We start from the raw sequence: 15,407 nt of genomic DNA, 5'->3' as shown, positions 1-15,407 counted from the left end.
TCGGCTGGAGCGGACACATCCACCTGACCGGAGGTCCCCATGGCGATCGTTGCGGTGTTCGAGATGCCGGGCATGACCCAGGCCCAGTACGAGGAGAGCGCGGCCAGGGTCACCGGCGGGCGCGGCACGGTGACGAGCTCCGCCGACTGGCCCGTCCCCGGCCTCATCTCGCACACCTCCGCCCCGACACCGGACGGCTGGCTCGTCGTCGACGTCTGGGAGTCGGAGGAGGCCTTCCAGAGGTTCGGCGAGATCATCATCCCGATCCTGCACGAGCTCGGGGTTCCGGAGGTGAAGCCGAAGGTCCACTCCGTGCACACGGTCGTGACCCGATAGCGACGCTCAGCCGTGACGGCCGGCCGGGCGGGCGCCCGGTCGGCGTTCAACGTCCGCGTGCTCCACCTGATCGTTCCCCGAGAGCCAGTCCGGCGACAGGGTCAGGTGCGTGGCGTCGAACGCGGCCCCGAGGGCCTCGTCCCCGCTGTCGTCGAGCGCCTGCCGCGCCCGTTCCATCCAGCGTGCGGACCATTCGGGCCCGGCAGTCCCTGGCCGAGTGACCCCGCCACATGATCACCCACCTCGCCGCCGGTCACCCCCGGCCGTTCCCAGCCTGCGCAGAGGTGCCCCGCCGGACGACCGGGCGAAGCCCCGACGCACGGCCGCGGCCAGGCGGTACGGCCCGGCGGGCACCCGGCCGTGCGTCGGCGCCGACCGGGCCGGGGGCGGTCCTCGGCGGTGGCCGCGGGCGCGGGCCGGGGCGGCTCCGTGCCCCGGCCCCCTGGGGGGCGTCGGCCCCCCACGTCAGACGGGTGGCATCAGATCGCTCTCGCTGACGGTGTACGCCAGCGGGGGGTAGACGAAGTCCGTCTCCGTGTTCTCGCGGCGTCGTAGCTGGTAGAACTCGCGCCTCTGCTCGTCGTCGGCCGCCACGAGGCGCGCGCCCTGCGGGAGGTACGCGTGCCCCTCGCGGAACCGCACGAGGGTCTTGGACGTCCGGAACGTGACGCCCAACCATGGGTTGTCCGCCGCCTGGACGGACGTGTCCAGCACGATCCTGTGCCGGAGTCTCCTGTTCGTGTCGACGGAGAACGCGACGACACCGTTGTGGGCGAGGGGGATCTCGAACGTCTCGCCCACCGAGGCCTTGGATTCGAAGATCAGTTTTCTCGACGGGTTCGCTTCGGGATGCCGGTAGCAGGAGAACACGGCGATGAACGACTCGCTCGCCAGGTCGAGGGCTTGGTCGGAATGGCTGCCCATGGTTCTGTAAGCGTTCGTGTAGCTCTCGATGAGCGCGTTGTTGAAGCCGACCGGAAGCGCCGCACGTTCTTGAATCCGTCGCGCCAGCCGTTCGTGGACCGCCCGGAAGCGTTGCGTCGGGTCGCCGTACCGCGTGGTGGTACGGACGAGAGGCACGCCACCGGTCTGGTCGATCCTGGTCAGCGTGGCGCCTCGCCGGCCCTTTCCGACGTCTTCCCAACGAGCCGATGCGGACAGCTTCGTGAAGAGGTCCTCCCCCGCCGCCGTCGGCAGGGCGCACGAGAGGATCTCGTCCGAGATCCTAGACCTGGGGGGCAAGGTAGTCTCCCGTGTTCATGCTGAAGAGGAACCGGTCGCCGTAGTCGACGGAGGACGAGGTCCTGTTCTCCTCGGCGTACAGCCCGCGCAGTTCGTCCATTCCGGCCGGCGTGGGCGGCTCCAGCTTGACGGTGCCTCCGGCCAGGTGGAGGAAGGTGTGGCCGTTCTTGTGCACGGCTTCGGTGCTCGAACAGCGCACCACGTATCCCATGCGGGTCGGGAGCAGTTCGGCGCCCAACGTCGAGGGCCGGATCTCGTGCGTGTACAGGCGGTTGGTGGACAGCGGCATGAAGAACACGGAGCCCGGACAGAGGGTCAGGGTGAACTGCGCCGGGAGCGCGACTCCGTCGCGGCCCTCGGTCGGCTCCTTGAGGCGGAAGTGGAGCCTGGTCAGCCCGCTGGCACCCTTCACACCGTGGTCGAAGGGGTCTTCGGCCAGGGGCCGCAACGCGTCGAGCCCGTCGTAGAAGGTGCAGAAGGCCATGATGCCGTTGACGGGCATGTCCTTGGTCTTGTCGGCATGGGCCGAGATCCTCGCCTTGGACTGCTTGCGCTCGGCCGTGGCAAGGGTGTTGTGGTAGATCTGCGCGAGGACGTGGTTGAGCGGCGCCTGGTCGCGGAAGACGGCGGTGGCCTCGCGGTTCAGGGTCTCGACGATGTGCGTGTCGGTCGGGCGGAAGCCCTCGGTCGGCCCCGAGAGATTCGTGGAGCACCGGAGCAGGCGGAACTGCAGTGCGCCGTCGTCGTCCCGCGTGACAGGCGTCAGATAGATGCCCCTGCGATGCGCCGTTCCGGGCTTGGTGGACTCCGTCAGGGACTGGAAGGTGTGCTCCGCGCGGATACGTCCGAAGTGGTCGCCGCCGAGCCCGAAGAACCGGCGGTAGTACACACCGACACCGTGCACGCGGAGGGGGACCCGGCCGAGGTCGACGACGGGCCACGGCGTGCCGACGTCCTCGTGGTGGCCGGGTGACCGCTCCTGGACGACGAACACCCTGGCAGCGTCCCGCAGTTGGCGGCCGGAGATCGCGGATGCCTCACCGCACAAGTACACGGTCTTCTGTGCGAGGTCGGGGGAACCGGAAGCAAGCTCCTCCGGCGTGACCACGGACCCGAAGAAGTCCCTGACCCAGTCCTCGTCCCGCAACGCCGACGGCGCGACCAAGATGTTGCCCGCGTGCTCGATACGGGCTTCCGTCAGCCCTGTTGCGTACATCAAGCGGTACCTGCCGTTCGCCGATCCTGTTGGCTTGCTCGCAACCGTCAACACGGCAACGGCCCGTACTCTTCCCCAGCTCCCTGCGCGGGGCGCGCGCCGGTGCCATCGAGACGATGCCCCTGGGCGGTGACCTCTGCGACCACGGGTTCCCCGCGCACGCCGGCCTTCGGCGATCTGGGCGGACCCTCGGGGGCGAGCCAGATCACCGCCGTGCCCCGCCGCCGGCACGGCCGACGTGCGCCGGGGCCCGGCGGGGGTCAGATTGGAGGTGTCCTGGCCACCGGGCGGGGACACCTCGGCGGGGCGGTCACACGACAGGGAGGAACCGTCATGACGACCCACCCGAGTGCATCCGGTCGGCCTTCGACCGCGCTCACCGGCGTCCCCCGGCCGACGAGCACGCGCTCGTGGGGGACATCGACCGGCCTGCGGAGGCCGTCGTCAGCGCGGTGCTCTCCCTGATGCGCCCGGAATCCGATGCCGTGAGCCGGCCGTCCGGATCGGACACGAAGCGGGCCGACCACGTCGGTGGGCGCGACGGCCCTTCCGGGGCTCCCGGCCCCACGGGCGAGTCGTGGCGGCTGGTCCGCGCGGAGCAGAGTGCGGTGGTGCACGTCCAGGTGTACACGGGCGACACCCTGGCCGAACCGGAACGGCGACGGCGCGGAGTCGCCGTGGAGGCGATGTCCTGTCCCCCTGACGCCTTTCGCAGCGGCACGGACCTCACCGTCCTGGAGCCCGGCGCGACACACGTGCTCCGGTGGGGCCTGAACCCCTGGGGGTACGCGTGACACCGGCCCTGGAGCCGCCGGCGGCAGCCGACATGACCGCACACGCCTTCCGCGCGCTCTACGATCGCCTGCGGAGGCGGGCGGCGGCGCAGCCGGCAGCGGACGGCCGGTGCGGTGCGCTCGGCCGTCTGACCCCTGGGCGGGTGGTGGCGGCCGCCGCGGAGGTCCGTCTCGGACGCACCGTGTCGCTGGCGGCTCCGATCGAGACCGTGCCGGGCCCCGACGACCCCGAGCCCGCGGTGCACCGGATGACCGGTCCGAGCCCGCACGATCTCGGCTCGGACGGCCTGCACTTCGCCACCGACCGCTTCGCCATGAACGTGCACGGCGACGCGGACAGCCATCTCGACGCGCTCTGCCACGTGGTGTTCGACGGCGAGCTGTACGGCGGGGTGCCCGCCGGCAGCCTGACGCCCGAGGGCGCCCGCGCGCTCTCCGTCGACCTGCTCGCGGAGGGCGTCGTCGGCCGGGGCGTGCTGCTGGACGTCCCGCGGCTGCGCGGGGTGCCCTGGCTGGAACCGGGCGACCGGGTGACCTCGGTCGACCTGACGGCGGCCGAGGCCGCGCAGGGGGTCCGCGTCGGGCCGGGAGACCTGCTGTTCGTGAGGACGGGGCATCGCCTTCGGCGCACCGAACTCGGACCCTGGAAGGCGGCCACCGCCCGGGCCGGCCTCCACCCGGACGCCGTGGAGTTCCTGGCCGAGCGCGAGGTCGCCGTCCTGGGCGGAGACGGCAACAACGACACCGCGCCCAGCCCGGTGCAGGGCGTCTCCTTCCCCGTGCACGTCCTGGCGATCCACGCCCTGGGCATCCCTCTCATGGACTACCTGCAGTTCGAGGACCTGGTCCCCGCCTGCGCGCAGGCGGGGCGCTGGAGCTTCCTGTGCGTGGTCGCCCCCCTGCGGCTGGCCGGCGGCACCGGCTCGCCGGTGAACCCCATCGCCGTGCTGTGACCGACGGGGCCGGCCGTCGACCGCCCCTCCGGTAGCCGTCCACGGGGAGGGCGGATACGTTCGAACGGGTGGGACGCTCGGCCCCGTACAGCGGGGAGAAGGAGCCCGACGCCAGTTCAGGGCCATGATCACAAGGACGGTGGTCGTCGTGGGCGACGCCCCTCACTACGACGTCATCATCATCGGTACCGGCGCCGGCGGCGGCACCCTCGCCCATCGGCTCGCCCCGTCCGGCAAACGCGTACTCCTCGTCGAACGCGGCGACCACCTGCCGCGCGAACGGGACAACTGGGACTCGACGGCCGTGTTCGTCAAGGCCAAGTACCGGGCCCCGGAGTTCTGGATCGACCGGCACGGGAACGAGTTCCCGCCCGAGGTCAACTACTACGTGGGGGGCAACACCAAGTTCTACGGCGCCGCCCTCTTCCGGCTGCGGCCCGAGGACTTCGGTGAGCTCCGGCACCACGGCGGCCTCTCCCCCGCCTGGCCGATCCGGTACGAGGACCTGGAGCCCTACTACACGCAGGCCGAGCACCTCTACCTCGTCCACGGACGGCACGGCGAGGATCCGGGCGAAGGGCCGGTGAGCGCGCAGTACGCCCATCCGCCCGTGGAGCACGAGCCGCGCATCCAACAGCTGAGCGACGATCTCGAGAAGCGCGGTCTGCACCCCTTCCACCTGCCGATCGGGGTGAACCTTCGCCAGGAGAACGGCGGACGGGCCACCCACTCCAGTGTCTGCATCCGATGCAACCGGGTGGACGGCTTTCCGTGTCTGGTGCGCGGCAAGTCCGACGCCGAGGTGATCTGCGTCGAGCCGGCACTGGAGCATCCCGGCGTCGAGATGGTCACACGCACTCAGGTGGTCCGTCTGGAGACCGATGCGAGGGGGCGCAGTGTCAGCGCGGTCGTCGGCCGGCTGCCCGACGGATCGGAGGTCCGGTTCACGGCGGACGTGGTGGTCGTCTCCTGCGGGGCGGTCAACTCCGCGGCGCTGCTGCTGGCCTCGGCGAACGAACACCATCCGAACGGCTTGGCGAACAGCTCCGACGTGGTCGGCCGCTTCTACATGCGGCACAACAACCTGGCCCTGATGGCTGTGTCGAAGGAGCCCAACGACACCCAGTTCCAGAAGACCCTGGCCCTCCACGACTGGTACCTCGGCGCGGACGACTGGGACTACCCGCTGGGCGGCATCCAGATGCTGGGCAAGTCGGACGCCGAGCAGATCCACGGCGAGGCCCCGCGGTGGGCCGGCGCGGTCACCCCGGACATGCCCTTCGAAGTGCTGGCGCACCACGCCGTCGACTTCTGGCTGTGCGGCGAGGACCTGCCGCTGGCCACGAACCGGGTCACCCTCGACGGTGACGCCCGCATCCATCTCGCGCTCGACGAGAAGAACAACATCGAAGGCCTGAAGCGGCTGAGGCACAAGCTGCAGGGGATGCTGGGCCACTTGGGCATGCACGAGCACCACCTGCTGTCCCGCAGCATCTACCTGCACAAGGGCATGCCGATCGGTGCGACGGCGCACCAGGCGGGCACCGTACGCTTCGGCACCGACCCCGCCTCCTCCGCGCTGGACGTCGACTGCAAGGCCCACGACCTCGACAACCTGTACGTCGTCGACACGAGTTTCTTCCCGAGCATCGGAGCGGTCAACCCGTCCTTGACGGCCATCGCCAACGCGCTGCGGGTCGGTGACCACCTCCTGGCCCGGCTCGGCTGAGACCGGAGGCCGCTGGTCCGACCGGGCGAAGATGCTCGGCCCGACGGCCCAACCGTGGTTCCCCCCGGATGCCGACCGCCGCGGCCGGTGGTTCCGTGGCACCCGTGCCCGGCAGGCCGCAGCGGGCCGGGGCACGGCCGCGGGCGAGGAGGAGGCAGAGCGACATGGGTTCCACCGTGGAAGCACCGCAGGGGGTCGACCCCGCACGTCTGCTGCAGGGTCAGAAAGCGCTGGTCACCGGAGCCAACTCGGGCATCGGCAAGGCCACGGCCATCGGCCTGGGCCGGGCCGGTGCCGACGTGGTCGTCAACTACGTGACGGGGCGTGAGGCCGCCGAGGAAGTGGTCGAGGAGATCACGTCGTTCGGGGTGCGCGCGGCGGCGTACGAGGCGGACGTGTCCCAGGAGGACCAGGTCACGGCCATGATGGACCGGATGGTCGAGGAGTTCGGGACCATCGACGTCCTGGTCGCCAACGCGGGACTGCAACGGGACGCACGGCTCACCGACATGACGCTCGCCCAGTGGGAGAAGGTCATCGACGTCAACCTCACCGGCCAGTTCCTGTGCGCCCGGGAGGCGGTCAAGGAGTTCCGGCGCCGCGGGGTCGTCCCCGAGGTGTCCCGCGCCGCGGGAAAGATCGTCTGCATGAGTTCGGTGCACCAGGTCATCCCGTGGTCGGGCCACGTCAACTACGCGTCCTCCAAGGGCGGTGTGCAGATGATGATGCAGACCCTGGCCCAGGAGCTCGCACCGGAGAAGATCCGGGTCAACGCGGTCGCGCCCGGGGCGATCAAGACGCCCATCAACCGCGCTGCCTGGGAGACCGCCGAAGCCCGGGAGGACCTCCTGAGGCTGATCCCGTACGACCGGATCGGCGAACCGGAGGACATCGCCAACGCCGTGATCGCCCTCTCCTCCGACCTCATGGACTACGTGGTGGGGACCACCCTCTACGTCGACGGCGGCATGACCCTCTTCCCCGGCTTCGCCACCGGCGGCTGACCCGCTTCCCGGACGTCACGAACAGCGAAGGCGCGTATGCCCACCTCGTTCCACCTGCTGGCGGATGCCCCGGCCCAACTGCTGCCGGCCCGGGAACTCATGGCCTTCACCCTGGCGTCGCACATCATCCTGGTACCCCTGGGCGTGGCCCTTCCCTTCATCACCCTGGTCATGCACCATCGCGGCCTGCGCCGGCAGGACGCCACCGCCCTGCTCCTGGCCCGGCGCTGGTCGGCCGTCATGGCGGTGCAGTTCGCGGTCGGCATCGTCACCGGCACCGTGCTCTCCTTCGAGTTCGGCCTGCTCTGGCCCGGTCTGATGGGCAGGTGGGGTGACGTCTTCGGCGTCGGCTTCGGCGTCGAGGCCTGGGCGTTCTTCCTGGAGGCGGTGCTCATCGCCATCTATCTGTACGGGTGGCGGCGGCTGAAGCCCCGTACGCACTTCCTGCTCGGGCTGCCCCTGCCGTTCGCCGCACTCCTCGGAGCGTTCGGCATCCTGGCCGCCAACTCCTGGATGAACACGCCACAGGGCTTCTCCCTCGACTCCGAGGGCAACCCGGTCGACGTGAACGTCTGGAAGGCGATCTTCACGCCGATGTTCGGGCCGCAGTACTGGCACTTCGTGGTGGGGATGATCCTCACCGCGGGCTTCGTGGTGGCGGGTGTCTACGCGACGGGCTGGCTGCGCGGCCGCCGGGACCGCTACCACCGGCTCGGCTTCGCCGTTCCGTTCACCATCGCCGCGGTGGCCGCTCCGGTGCAGTTCGTCCTCGGCGACTCCATCGCCCGGTCGGTGTTCCACGAGCAGCCGGTGAAGTTCGCCGCGCTGGAGATCGTCTGGGACACCGACACCCGCGTTCCGGAGTACCTGTTCGGACGGCTGCACCCGGACGGAACCGTCTCGGGAGGCATCAAGATCCCGCTGCTCGACTCGGTCCTGGCCGGATTCTCCCCGGACACCAAGGTGGTGGGGCTGACCTCCGTGCCGCCGGACCAGCGGCCCAACGCCACCCAGGCGACCATCGCCCACTGGGCGTTCGACCTGATGGTCGTCATCGGCTCCGTCCTGGTCCTGCTCGCCCTCTGGTACGGGCTGGTCTGGCTGCGGCATCGGCGGCTTCCCGCCTCCCGGTGGTTCTACCGCGCCGCCGCCTGTGCGGGCGTGGCCTCCGTCGTGGCCGTCGAGTGCGGCTGGGTCGCCACCGAGGTGGGCCGTCAGCCCTGGATCGTCTACCAGAACATGAAGGTCGCGGAGGCGGTGACCTCGACCCGCTCGACCAGCCTCTGGATCATGCTCGGCGTGGTGATGGGCGTGTACGTGTTCCTCTTCGGCTCGTTCCTGGTCATCCTGCTCAAGATGCGCACGCGCTGGCGGCTCGCCGACGCGCAGCAGGCCGCGGGGGAACCGGCTCAGGCACCCGAGGCGGACACCCCGTACGGGCCGCGGGCCTCCGTCCCGGCGGGTGACGCCCCCGCCGACGGCGGAACCGCCCGGAGCGGGGACGGCCGACCATGACCGCCGACCTGATCGCCGTGGTGCTGCTCCTCGCCGTGACCGCCTACGCCTGCGCGGGCGGCACGGACTACGGGGCCGGTTTCTGGGACCTGACGGCAGGGGGAACGGAACGCGGCCGACGGCCGCGGTGGCTCATCGACCACGCCATGGCTCCCGTATGGGAGGTCAACAACGTCTGGCTGGTCTTCGTTCTCGTCGTCATGTGGACCGGATTCCCGACCCTGTTCCAGACCGTGTTCACCGCGATGTGGCTCCCCCTCGCGCTGGCCGCCATGGGCATGGTCCTGCGCGGCGCCGGCTTCGCGTTCCGCAAGCCCTCCCGGCGGCTCGCCGGCCGACGCCTCTACGGTGCCGTGTTCGCCGTGGCCTCGGTCGTCACGCCGTTCTTCCTCGGCGCCGCCGTCGGCGGGGTCGCGTCGGGACGGGTGGCGCCCGGTACCGCGGCGTCGGCGGACACCTGGTCCAACCCCACCTCCGTCATGTTCGGGCTGATCGCCATCGCGACCACCGCCTTCCTCGGCGCGGTCTTCCTCACCGGTGACGCCCGCCGCTTCGACGCACCCGACCTGGTGGGCCACTTCAGGCGCCGGGCGCTGGGCTCGCTCGGCGCGCTCACCGTCCTGGCCGTGGTCACCGGCTTCGTCACCCACGAGGACTCCCCCTACATCTGGCACGGACTCACCCACGGCCTGGGGCTGCTCTTCGTCGTCGTGGCCGGGGTGGCCGCGCTCGCGACGGCCTGGCTGCTGCTGCGGACACCGGGCACGTGGCTGCGCCTCACGGCGGTCGCGGTCGTCGCGTCCGCCGTCGTCGCCTGGGGCATGGCGCAGCGCCCGTACCTCCTTCCCACCTCGCTGACCGTGGCCGACGCCGCGGGCGCGTCCTCCACCCTGACGTGGCTGGTGATCGTCACCCTGGTGGCCCTGGTGCTCGTCATGCCGGCGGTCGTCCTCCTCTACTGGCTGGACACCCACGGGGAGCTGGAAGAGCTCACCGACGCCGAGCTGCGAAGCGGGAGCGGCACGGACGGTGAGGGCGCGGCACCGGGCGGCTGACCGCCCGGCCGCCCCTCTCGCGCCCGGAACCCGACGGAGGAATCCCCTGTGACCGACGACCAGATCCTGCTCGGGCTCGCCCTGACGGTGGTGCTCGCCACCGGCTCGCAGATCCTGGCGAGCAAGCTGCGCCTGCCGGCCCTGATCATCCTGCTGCCGGTCGGGTTCGCCGCAGGCGCCCTCACCGATGTCGTCAACCCGGACAAGCTGCTGGGGTCGACCTTCTCCGCCCTGGTCTCGCTGTCCGTCGGGGTGATCCTCTACGACGCCGGCCTGGGGCTCGACCTGCGCAAGCTCACCGGCCACACCCGGGGGATCGTCGGCCGGCTGCTGGTGTACGGGGTGCTGCTCACGTCACTGGTCGTCATGTCGGTCGCGCCGGCGATGTTCGACATGCCGCTGCGCGTGGCCGCGATGGTGGGCGTGATCCTCGTCGTCTCGGGTCCCACCGTCGTCGGTCCGCTGCTCGACTTCGTGCGACCGACCGACAAGGTGCGACGCATCCTGATCTGGGAGGGGACGCTGACCGACCCGATCGGCGGCATCCTCGGGGCGCTCACCTTCCACGCCATCGCCACGACGGGCCGGGTCGACATCGGCCGGGGGTACCAGCTGGGCCAGTTCGGCATCAGCCTGGCCGTCGGGCTGGTCGGCGGAGCCGTGGGGACCGCCCTGCTGTGGTTCACCCTGCGCACGCTCAGACTCGGCGAGACCCTGGGGACCCTGGCCCAACTGGCCACGGTGATCGCCGTATCGGCCGGCTGTGACATCGTGCGGGACGACACGGGGCTCATCGCCGCGATCGTCACGGGACTGGCCGTCGCCAACATCCGCGGGTTCGACATGCCTGCCCGGCGTCCCTTCTTCGAGACCCTGGTCCAGCTGATCATCGGGCTGCTGTTCGTCTCCATCTCCTCCACCGTCACCCCGGCGTCCCTGGTGCCGGTGCTCCTGCCCTCGCTCGCCCTCATCGCGGTCCTCGTCCTGGTGGTGCGGCCGCTCGTGGCCTTCGCCGCGACGGCGCGCTCGGGGCTGACCCGGGGGGAGCGGGGCTTCATCGGATGGATGGACCCGCGCGGCATCGTCGCCGCGGCCACCGCATCAGCCTTCTCCGCCAGCCTGGTCGACCGCGGGATCGGCGGGGCCGCGAAGATCCTTCCCGTCACGTTCCTGGTGATCGTGGGAACCGTCCTGCTCTACTCGCTGACGGCGGCGCCCATGGCCGGGCGGCTGGGCGTCGTCAAACCGGCGGGAAGGCGCATCCTGCTCGTGGGCGGTGGGCCGTGGGTGGTCGACCTGGGACGGGCGCTGCGCTCGGCGGGGCTCGACGTGCTGATGTGGGCGGGGCTCGACGAGGAGCGGGAAAGGATCAAGGAGGAGGGGATCGACCTGGCGAAGGGCGACCTGCTGGCGACCGCCATCAACCCCGGTGCCCGGCTGGAAGGAGTGACCGCCGTCTTCCTGGCCACGGACGACGACGACTTCAACGCGCTCGCCTCGGTCGTGATGCAGGACAACGTCGAGGGGCCCGTCTACCGGGTCGGACCGCCGCACGACAGCCATGGCGTGGTCGCTCCCTACACCGGCGGTGACATCCTCTTCGGCCGTTCCCTCGTCCGTCACGTCCTGGCGGAGCGCTACGAGCGGGGTGCGCGGTTCGTCGTGCAGCCCGCCTCCGCCCCGCTGCCGGCGGAGCACGAGACCCTCTTCGTGGTGCGGGCCGACCACCGCCTGGACCCGGTCACCGAGCGGGAGCGGACCGTCCCTCAGGAGGGGGACACCGTCGTCCTCCTCGGTTCCGTGCCGACGGAGGCCGGACGGTGAGCCTCGTACGCGGATTGAGTGCTCCTACTTCCCGCCCCCGGGCGCCCCGTTCAGCTTCGCGTCCAGGGTGATCGCCGCGTCGATCAGGGCCAGGTGCGTGAAGGCCTGGGGGAAGTTGCCCAGCTGCCGCCCCGTCAGGCCGATCTCCTCGGAGTACAGGCCCAGGTGGTTGGCGTACGAGAGCATCTTCTCCAGCACCAGTCTGGCCATGTCGGTGCGCCCGGCCCGCGCCAGGGCGTCGACGTACATGAACGTGCACAGGGAGAAGGTTCCCTCGGAGCCGCGCAGTCCGTCGGGAGACGCCTCGGGGTTGTAGCGGTAGACCAGGCTGTCGCTGACCAGCTCGCGCTCCATCGCGTCCAAGGTGGACTGCCACGTCGGATCGTCGGGCGTGATGAACCCGACGGTGGGCATGCGCAGCAACGACGAGTCGAGGACGTCGTCGCCGTAGTGCTGCACGAAGGCCTGCTTCTTCGGGTCCCATCCCCGGCTGAGCACCTGGGCGTAGATCTCGTCGCGCGCGTCCACCCAGCGGCCCCCTGCCGCGGGACGCCCGTCGTCGAAGGCGATCCGCAGGGCGCGGTCGAAGGCCACCCACGACATCACGCGCCCGTACGTGAAGTCCTTCTGGCCGCCTCGGGTCTCCCACAGCCCTTCTCCGGGCTGGTCCCAGTGGTCGACCAGCCAGTCGAGCAGCGTGTGCAGCGCCTTCCAGCCCCCGTTGTCGAGGTGCATGCCGTGGCGGTGCGCGAAGTAGATGCTGTCGAGCGCCTCGCCGTAGATGTCCAGTTGCCGCTGGGTCGCCGCTCCGTTGCCGATGCGGACGGGGGCGGATCCGCAGTACCCCTCCCAGTGTTCCAGGGTCTCCTCGACCAGGTCGGAGGAGCCGTCGACCCGGTACATGATGTTCAGCGGCCCGGTCCCGTCCCCCTGGCCGGCCTTCTCCTTCACCCGGTCGTGCAGCCAGCTGATGAACGCCGTCGCTTCTTCCCTGAAGCCCAGGCCCAGCAGCGCGTACACCGAGAACGACGCGTCCCGGATCCAGGTGAACCGGTAGTCCCAGTTGCGTTCCCCGCCCAACTGCTCGGGCAGCGCCGCCGTGGGGGCGGCGACCAGGGCGCCGGTCGGCGCGTAGGTCATGAGCTTCAGCGTCACGGCCGATCGCTCCACCGCCTCGCGCCACCGGCCCGAGTAGGTCGACTGGCCCAGCCAGGAGCGCCAGAAGCCGACCGTCTCGTCGAAGAGCTGCTCGAACTCCGCCGCCCGGACCTCGTGCGGCGGCCCGCCGGGGGACGACTCCAGGATCATGCCCCGCTGCTGACCCGCCTGCAGGGTGAGTCGGAAGCGCAGGTCCTGGTCCCCGGAGAGCGAGGCCAGCAGCCGGTCGTCCTGCGGCTCGCGGACGGGGTGGACGGCGAGCTCCATGTCCGGCGAGGTGAACAGGGCCCCGTGCTCGGTGAGGTGCAGCTCGTGCGGCTTGCGGCCGTAGTCGAAGCGGGGAGCGATCTCGCCCGCGAAGGTCATGCTGCCCCGCACACAGCGCAGCATGCGGACCAGGCGGTGCCGGTCCGTCGCGGTCGAGCCGGTGACCGGCATGAAGTCGACCACCTCGCCCGCCCCGTCCTCGGTCATGAAGCGCGTCACGAGAACGGCGGTGTCCGGGTGGTAGAGCTGCTTGGTGGTGTACTCGTCCGCGACCGGCCGCACGGTGAAGTGGCCGCCCTTCTGACGGTCGAGCAGGGCACCGAAGACGCTGGGCGAATCGAAGCGCGGACAGCAGAACCAGTCGATCGTCGCATCGGTCGTCACGAGGGCCGCGGTCTGCAGGTCACCGATCAGGCCGTGGTTCTCGATCAGGGGGTAGTCGTCCATCCTGAGCCCCTTTCGGCCGCCGGCGGTCAAGCGATCGGGCACCGTTGCGCGCCGCGTGGTGCGGGCGCCCCGGCCAGCTTAGGCCGACGGGGGCGTGCCGTCCTGGCGAGCGAGTCGCACCGGGCGACGGGGCGGGAGCTCCGCTGCGCCGCCCGGAGAAGGGCTCTACGGTGGGATGGCGGCGCTCCCCCGCGGGGGCCCGTGGTTCCGCGTGCCTCACGAGCACCGGAGTCCTCCGGGTGAAGGAGGCGTGACGTGGGTGTCCCGACGTCCTGGGCCGCCAGGTTCAGGCTGAGGCAGTACGTCAAGGCGAGCCTGTGGATCGTGCCGCTGATCGGTCTCGTCGTCGGTGTCCTGCTCGCCGAGCTCGCGCTCGCCGTCGACAACGCGGACTGGCAGCCGAGCGGCTGGCACTACTCCGCCACGACGGCGAGCGACGTGCTCTCCGCGATCGTGGGGGCCATGGTCGCGCTGCTCGGTTTCGTCGTCACCATCGGCGTGCTCGTCGTGCAGCAGGCGACGGGGACCCTCTCCCCCCGCTACATGCGCCTGTGGTACCGGGACCGGCTGCAGAAGGCGGTGCTGGCGACCTTCACCGGGACCTTCGCCTTCGCGTTCTCGTTGCTGCGCAACGTCGAAACCGACTCGGTCCCCGACTTCGGGGTCACCCTGGCCGGACTGGCGGTGGCCGTCAGTCTCGTGCTCCTGCTCGTCTACCTCAACAGGTTCACCCACAGCCTCCGACCTGTGGCCGTCGCCGAGCTGGTCACCCGCATGGGTGAGGCCGTCTTCGCGCGCGGCGTCAGGGCGATCCGCAACGCGGCCCCGGGTGCGGAGCCCCTCGTGCCGTCCGACGGCCCGGTGACGCGCCTGCGGACCGGACGGGGTGGAGCCATCCAGGCGTTCGACGTGGCCGGGCTGGTCGCGGAGGCGGCCCGGCACGACTGCGTCTTCGTCGTGACCCGGCTGATCGGCGACTACGTGCCGCCCGGTACCGTCCTCATCGAGGTCCACGGGGGCACGTCGCAGCCCGATCCGGACCGGGTGGAAGGTCTCGTCGCCCTCGGGTCCGAGCGCACCATCGAGCAGGACCCCGCGTTCGCCCTGAGGGTCCTCGTCGACATCGCGATCAGGGCGCTCTCCCCAGCGGTGAACGACCCCACGACCGCCGTACAGGTCATCAACTGCATCGAGTCCTTCCTGCACACGGTCGGCAGCACGCGCCTCCCCGGTCGCTACGTGCTGGCCGATCGCGACGCGAGGGCCCGGCTCGTGCTCCCAGGTCGTGACTGGGAGAACTTCGTGCAGCTCGCCGTGTGCGAGATCCGCGAGTACGGAAGCGCTTCCGTGCAGATCTGCCGACGGCTCCACGCCATGCTCGAGGGCCTGCTCGACACCCTGCCGGCGTCGCAGCACGCCGCCGTACGCGCGGAGATCGGCCTGCTGCGGGAGTCGGTCGACCGGGAGTTCACCGACCCGGCCCGCCGGGCCCTCGCGAGCCGACCCGACCACCAGGGCATCGGTGGGCGGTACCCCGCGTAGCGCGCGGGCTGGACGGGAGGAGGGATGCGCATCCCCGACGGGGAGCTGCTGGGCCGGGAGCTCGCCGAACTCGTGGGGTCGGGCACGCTGAAGGTCGCCCTGGTGACCGGGTCGCTGCGGGCTGCGGGCGCCGCCCCGCAGGGCGCCGCCCAGGTCTGGCGGTCCTGGCCGCCGGACTCCCGGGCCTTCCGGCCCACGCCCGGCCGCAGGCGCACGGGGCGCTGCCGGCCGTCGCGGCGGACGCCGCAGGCCTGTCGGGTGCGCGCGGTGACCTGCCCGAGGTGACCGCCTCGGCCCGGCGGCCGGGGTCGTCCCGTCTGCTCAA

14 protein-coding genes are annotated in these 15,407 nt (G+C 71.1%); 10 read left to right on the top strand and 4 right to left on the bottom strand.

Going from position 1 to position 15,407, the window contains the following annotated elements; all coding sequences use genetic code 11:
• Positions 1-39 precede the first annotated feature (39 nt).
• Positions 40-336 (top strand): hypothetical protein, encoded by a 297-nt coding sequence (locus AB0M16_RS32940; RefSeq protein WP_365349570.1) that lies wholly within the window; start codon positions 40-42, stop codon positions 334-336.
• Positions 337-342: 6 nt separating this feature from the next.
• On the opposite strand, the gene AB0M16_RS32935 is transcribed toward AB0M16_RS32940, so the two are convergent.
• The 3 genes from AB0M16_RS32935 to AB0M16_RS32925 all read right to left on the bottom strand — a co-directional run bounded on the left by AB0M16_RS32935 (position 343) and on the right by AB0M16_RS32925 (position 2,794).
• Positions 343-513, bottom strand: coding sequence for a hypothetical protein (locus AB0M16_RS32935; RefSeq protein WP_365349568.1), 171 nt, complete (start codon positions 511-513; stop codon positions 343-345).
• 288 nt (positions 514-801) lie between these two features.
• Positions 802-1,578, bottom strand: a complete 777-nt coding sequence (locus AB0M16_RS32930; protein WP_365349566.1) for a hypothetical protein — start codon at positions 1,576-1,578, stop codon at positions 802-804.
• Complete coding sequence (locus AB0M16_RS32925) at positions 1,562-2,794, bottom strand: hypothetical protein (protein WP_365349564.1); 1,233 nt, start codon at positions 2,792-2,794, stop codon at positions 1,562-1,564. The genes AB0M16_RS32930 and AB0M16_RS32925 overlap by 17 nt, the downstream gene beginning before the upstream one ends.
• 410 nt (positions 2,795-3,204) lie before the next feature.
• On the opposite strand from AB0M16_RS32925, the gene AB0M16_RS32920 reads away from it, so the two are divergent.
• The 7 genes from AB0M16_RS32920 to AB0M16_RS32890 all read left to right on the top strand — a co-directional run bounded on the left by AB0M16_RS32920 (position 3,205) and on the right by AB0M16_RS32890 (position 11,668).
• Positions 3,205-3,588: a hypothetical protein gene (locus tag AB0M16_RS32920; protein WP_365349562.1), complete on the top strand. Its 384-nt coding sequence runs from the start codon at positions 3,205-3,207 to the stop codon at positions 3,586-3,588.
• Between the two features lie 32 nt (positions 3,589-3,620).
• Positions 3,621-4,541, top strand: coding sequence for a cyclase family protein (locus tag AB0M16_RS32915; protein ID WP_365349560.1), 921 nt, complete (start codon positions 3,621-3,623; stop codon positions 4,539-4,541).
• 124 nt (positions 4,542-4,665) lie between these two features.
• Positions 4,666-6,270, top strand: coding sequence for a GMC family oxidoreductase (locus tag AB0M16_RS32910; protein ID WP_365349558.1), 1,605 nt, complete (start codon positions 4,666-4,668; stop codon positions 6,268-6,270).
• A 164-nt stretch (positions 6,271-6,434) separates the two neighbouring features.
• Complete coding sequence (locus tag AB0M16_RS32905) at positions 6,435-7,274, top strand: SDR family oxidoreductase (RefSeq protein WP_365349556.1); 840 nt, start codon at positions 6,435-6,437, stop codon at positions 7,272-7,274.
• Positions 7,275-7,310: 36 nt separating this feature from the next.
• Complete coding sequence (locus tag AB0M16_RS32900) at positions 7,311-8,789, top strand: cytochrome ubiquinol oxidase subunit I (protein ID WP_365349553.1); 1,479 nt, start codon at positions 7,311-7,313, stop codon at positions 8,787-8,789.
• On the top strand, positions 8,786-9,844 hold the full coding sequence (locus tag AB0M16_RS32895) for a cytochrome d ubiquinol oxidase subunit II (RefSeq protein WP_365349551.1): 1,059 nt from the start codon (positions 8,786-8,788) through the stop codon (positions 9,842-9,844). The genes AB0M16_RS32900 and AB0M16_RS32895 overlap by 4 nt, the downstream gene beginning before the upstream one ends.
• Positions 9,845-9,892: 48 nt before the next feature.
• Complete coding sequence (locus AB0M16_RS32890; protein WP_365349549.1) at positions 9,893-11,668, top strand: cation:proton antiporter; 1,776 nt, start codon at positions 9,893-9,895, stop codon at positions 11,666-11,668.
• Between the two features lie 24 nt (positions 11,669-11,692).
• On the opposite strand, the gene AB0M16_RS32885 is transcribed toward AB0M16_RS32890, so the two are convergent.
• Positions 11,693-13,540 carry a glycoside hydrolase family 15 protein gene (locus AB0M16_RS32885; RefSeq protein ID WP_365349547.1) on the bottom strand — a complete coding sequence of 616 codons (1,848 nt, stop codon included), beginning with the start codon at positions 13,538-13,540 and terminating at the stop codon, positions 11,693-11,695.
• Positions 13,541-13,795: 255 nt separating this feature from the next.
• Here AB0M16_RS32885 and AB0M16_RS32880 point away from each other — a divergent pair, with 255 nt between their 5' ends.
• Positions 13,796-15,082, top strand: a complete 1,287-nt coding sequence (locus tag AB0M16_RS32880) for a DUF2254 domain-containing protein (RefSeq protein WP_365349545.1) — start codon at positions 13,796-13,798, stop codon at positions 15,080-15,082.
• 24 nt (positions 15,083-15,106) lie between these two features.
• Positions 15,107-15,367, top strand: a complete 261-nt coding sequence (locus AB0M16_RS32875) for a hypothetical protein (RefSeq protein WP_365349543.1) — start codon at positions 15,107-15,109, stop codon at positions 15,365-15,367.
• Positions 15,368-15,407: the final 40 nt, after the last annotated feature.

Source organism: Streptomyces sp. NPDC051921 (assembly GCF_040680975.1).
In the GTDB taxonomy this organism is placed as follows: domain Bacteria; phylum Actinomycetota; class Actinomycetes; order Streptomycetales; family Streptomycetaceae; genus Streptomyces.
The sequence above is the reverse complement of the archived record's forward strand: the minus strand, read 5'-3'. Positions and strand labels throughout refer to the sequence as shown.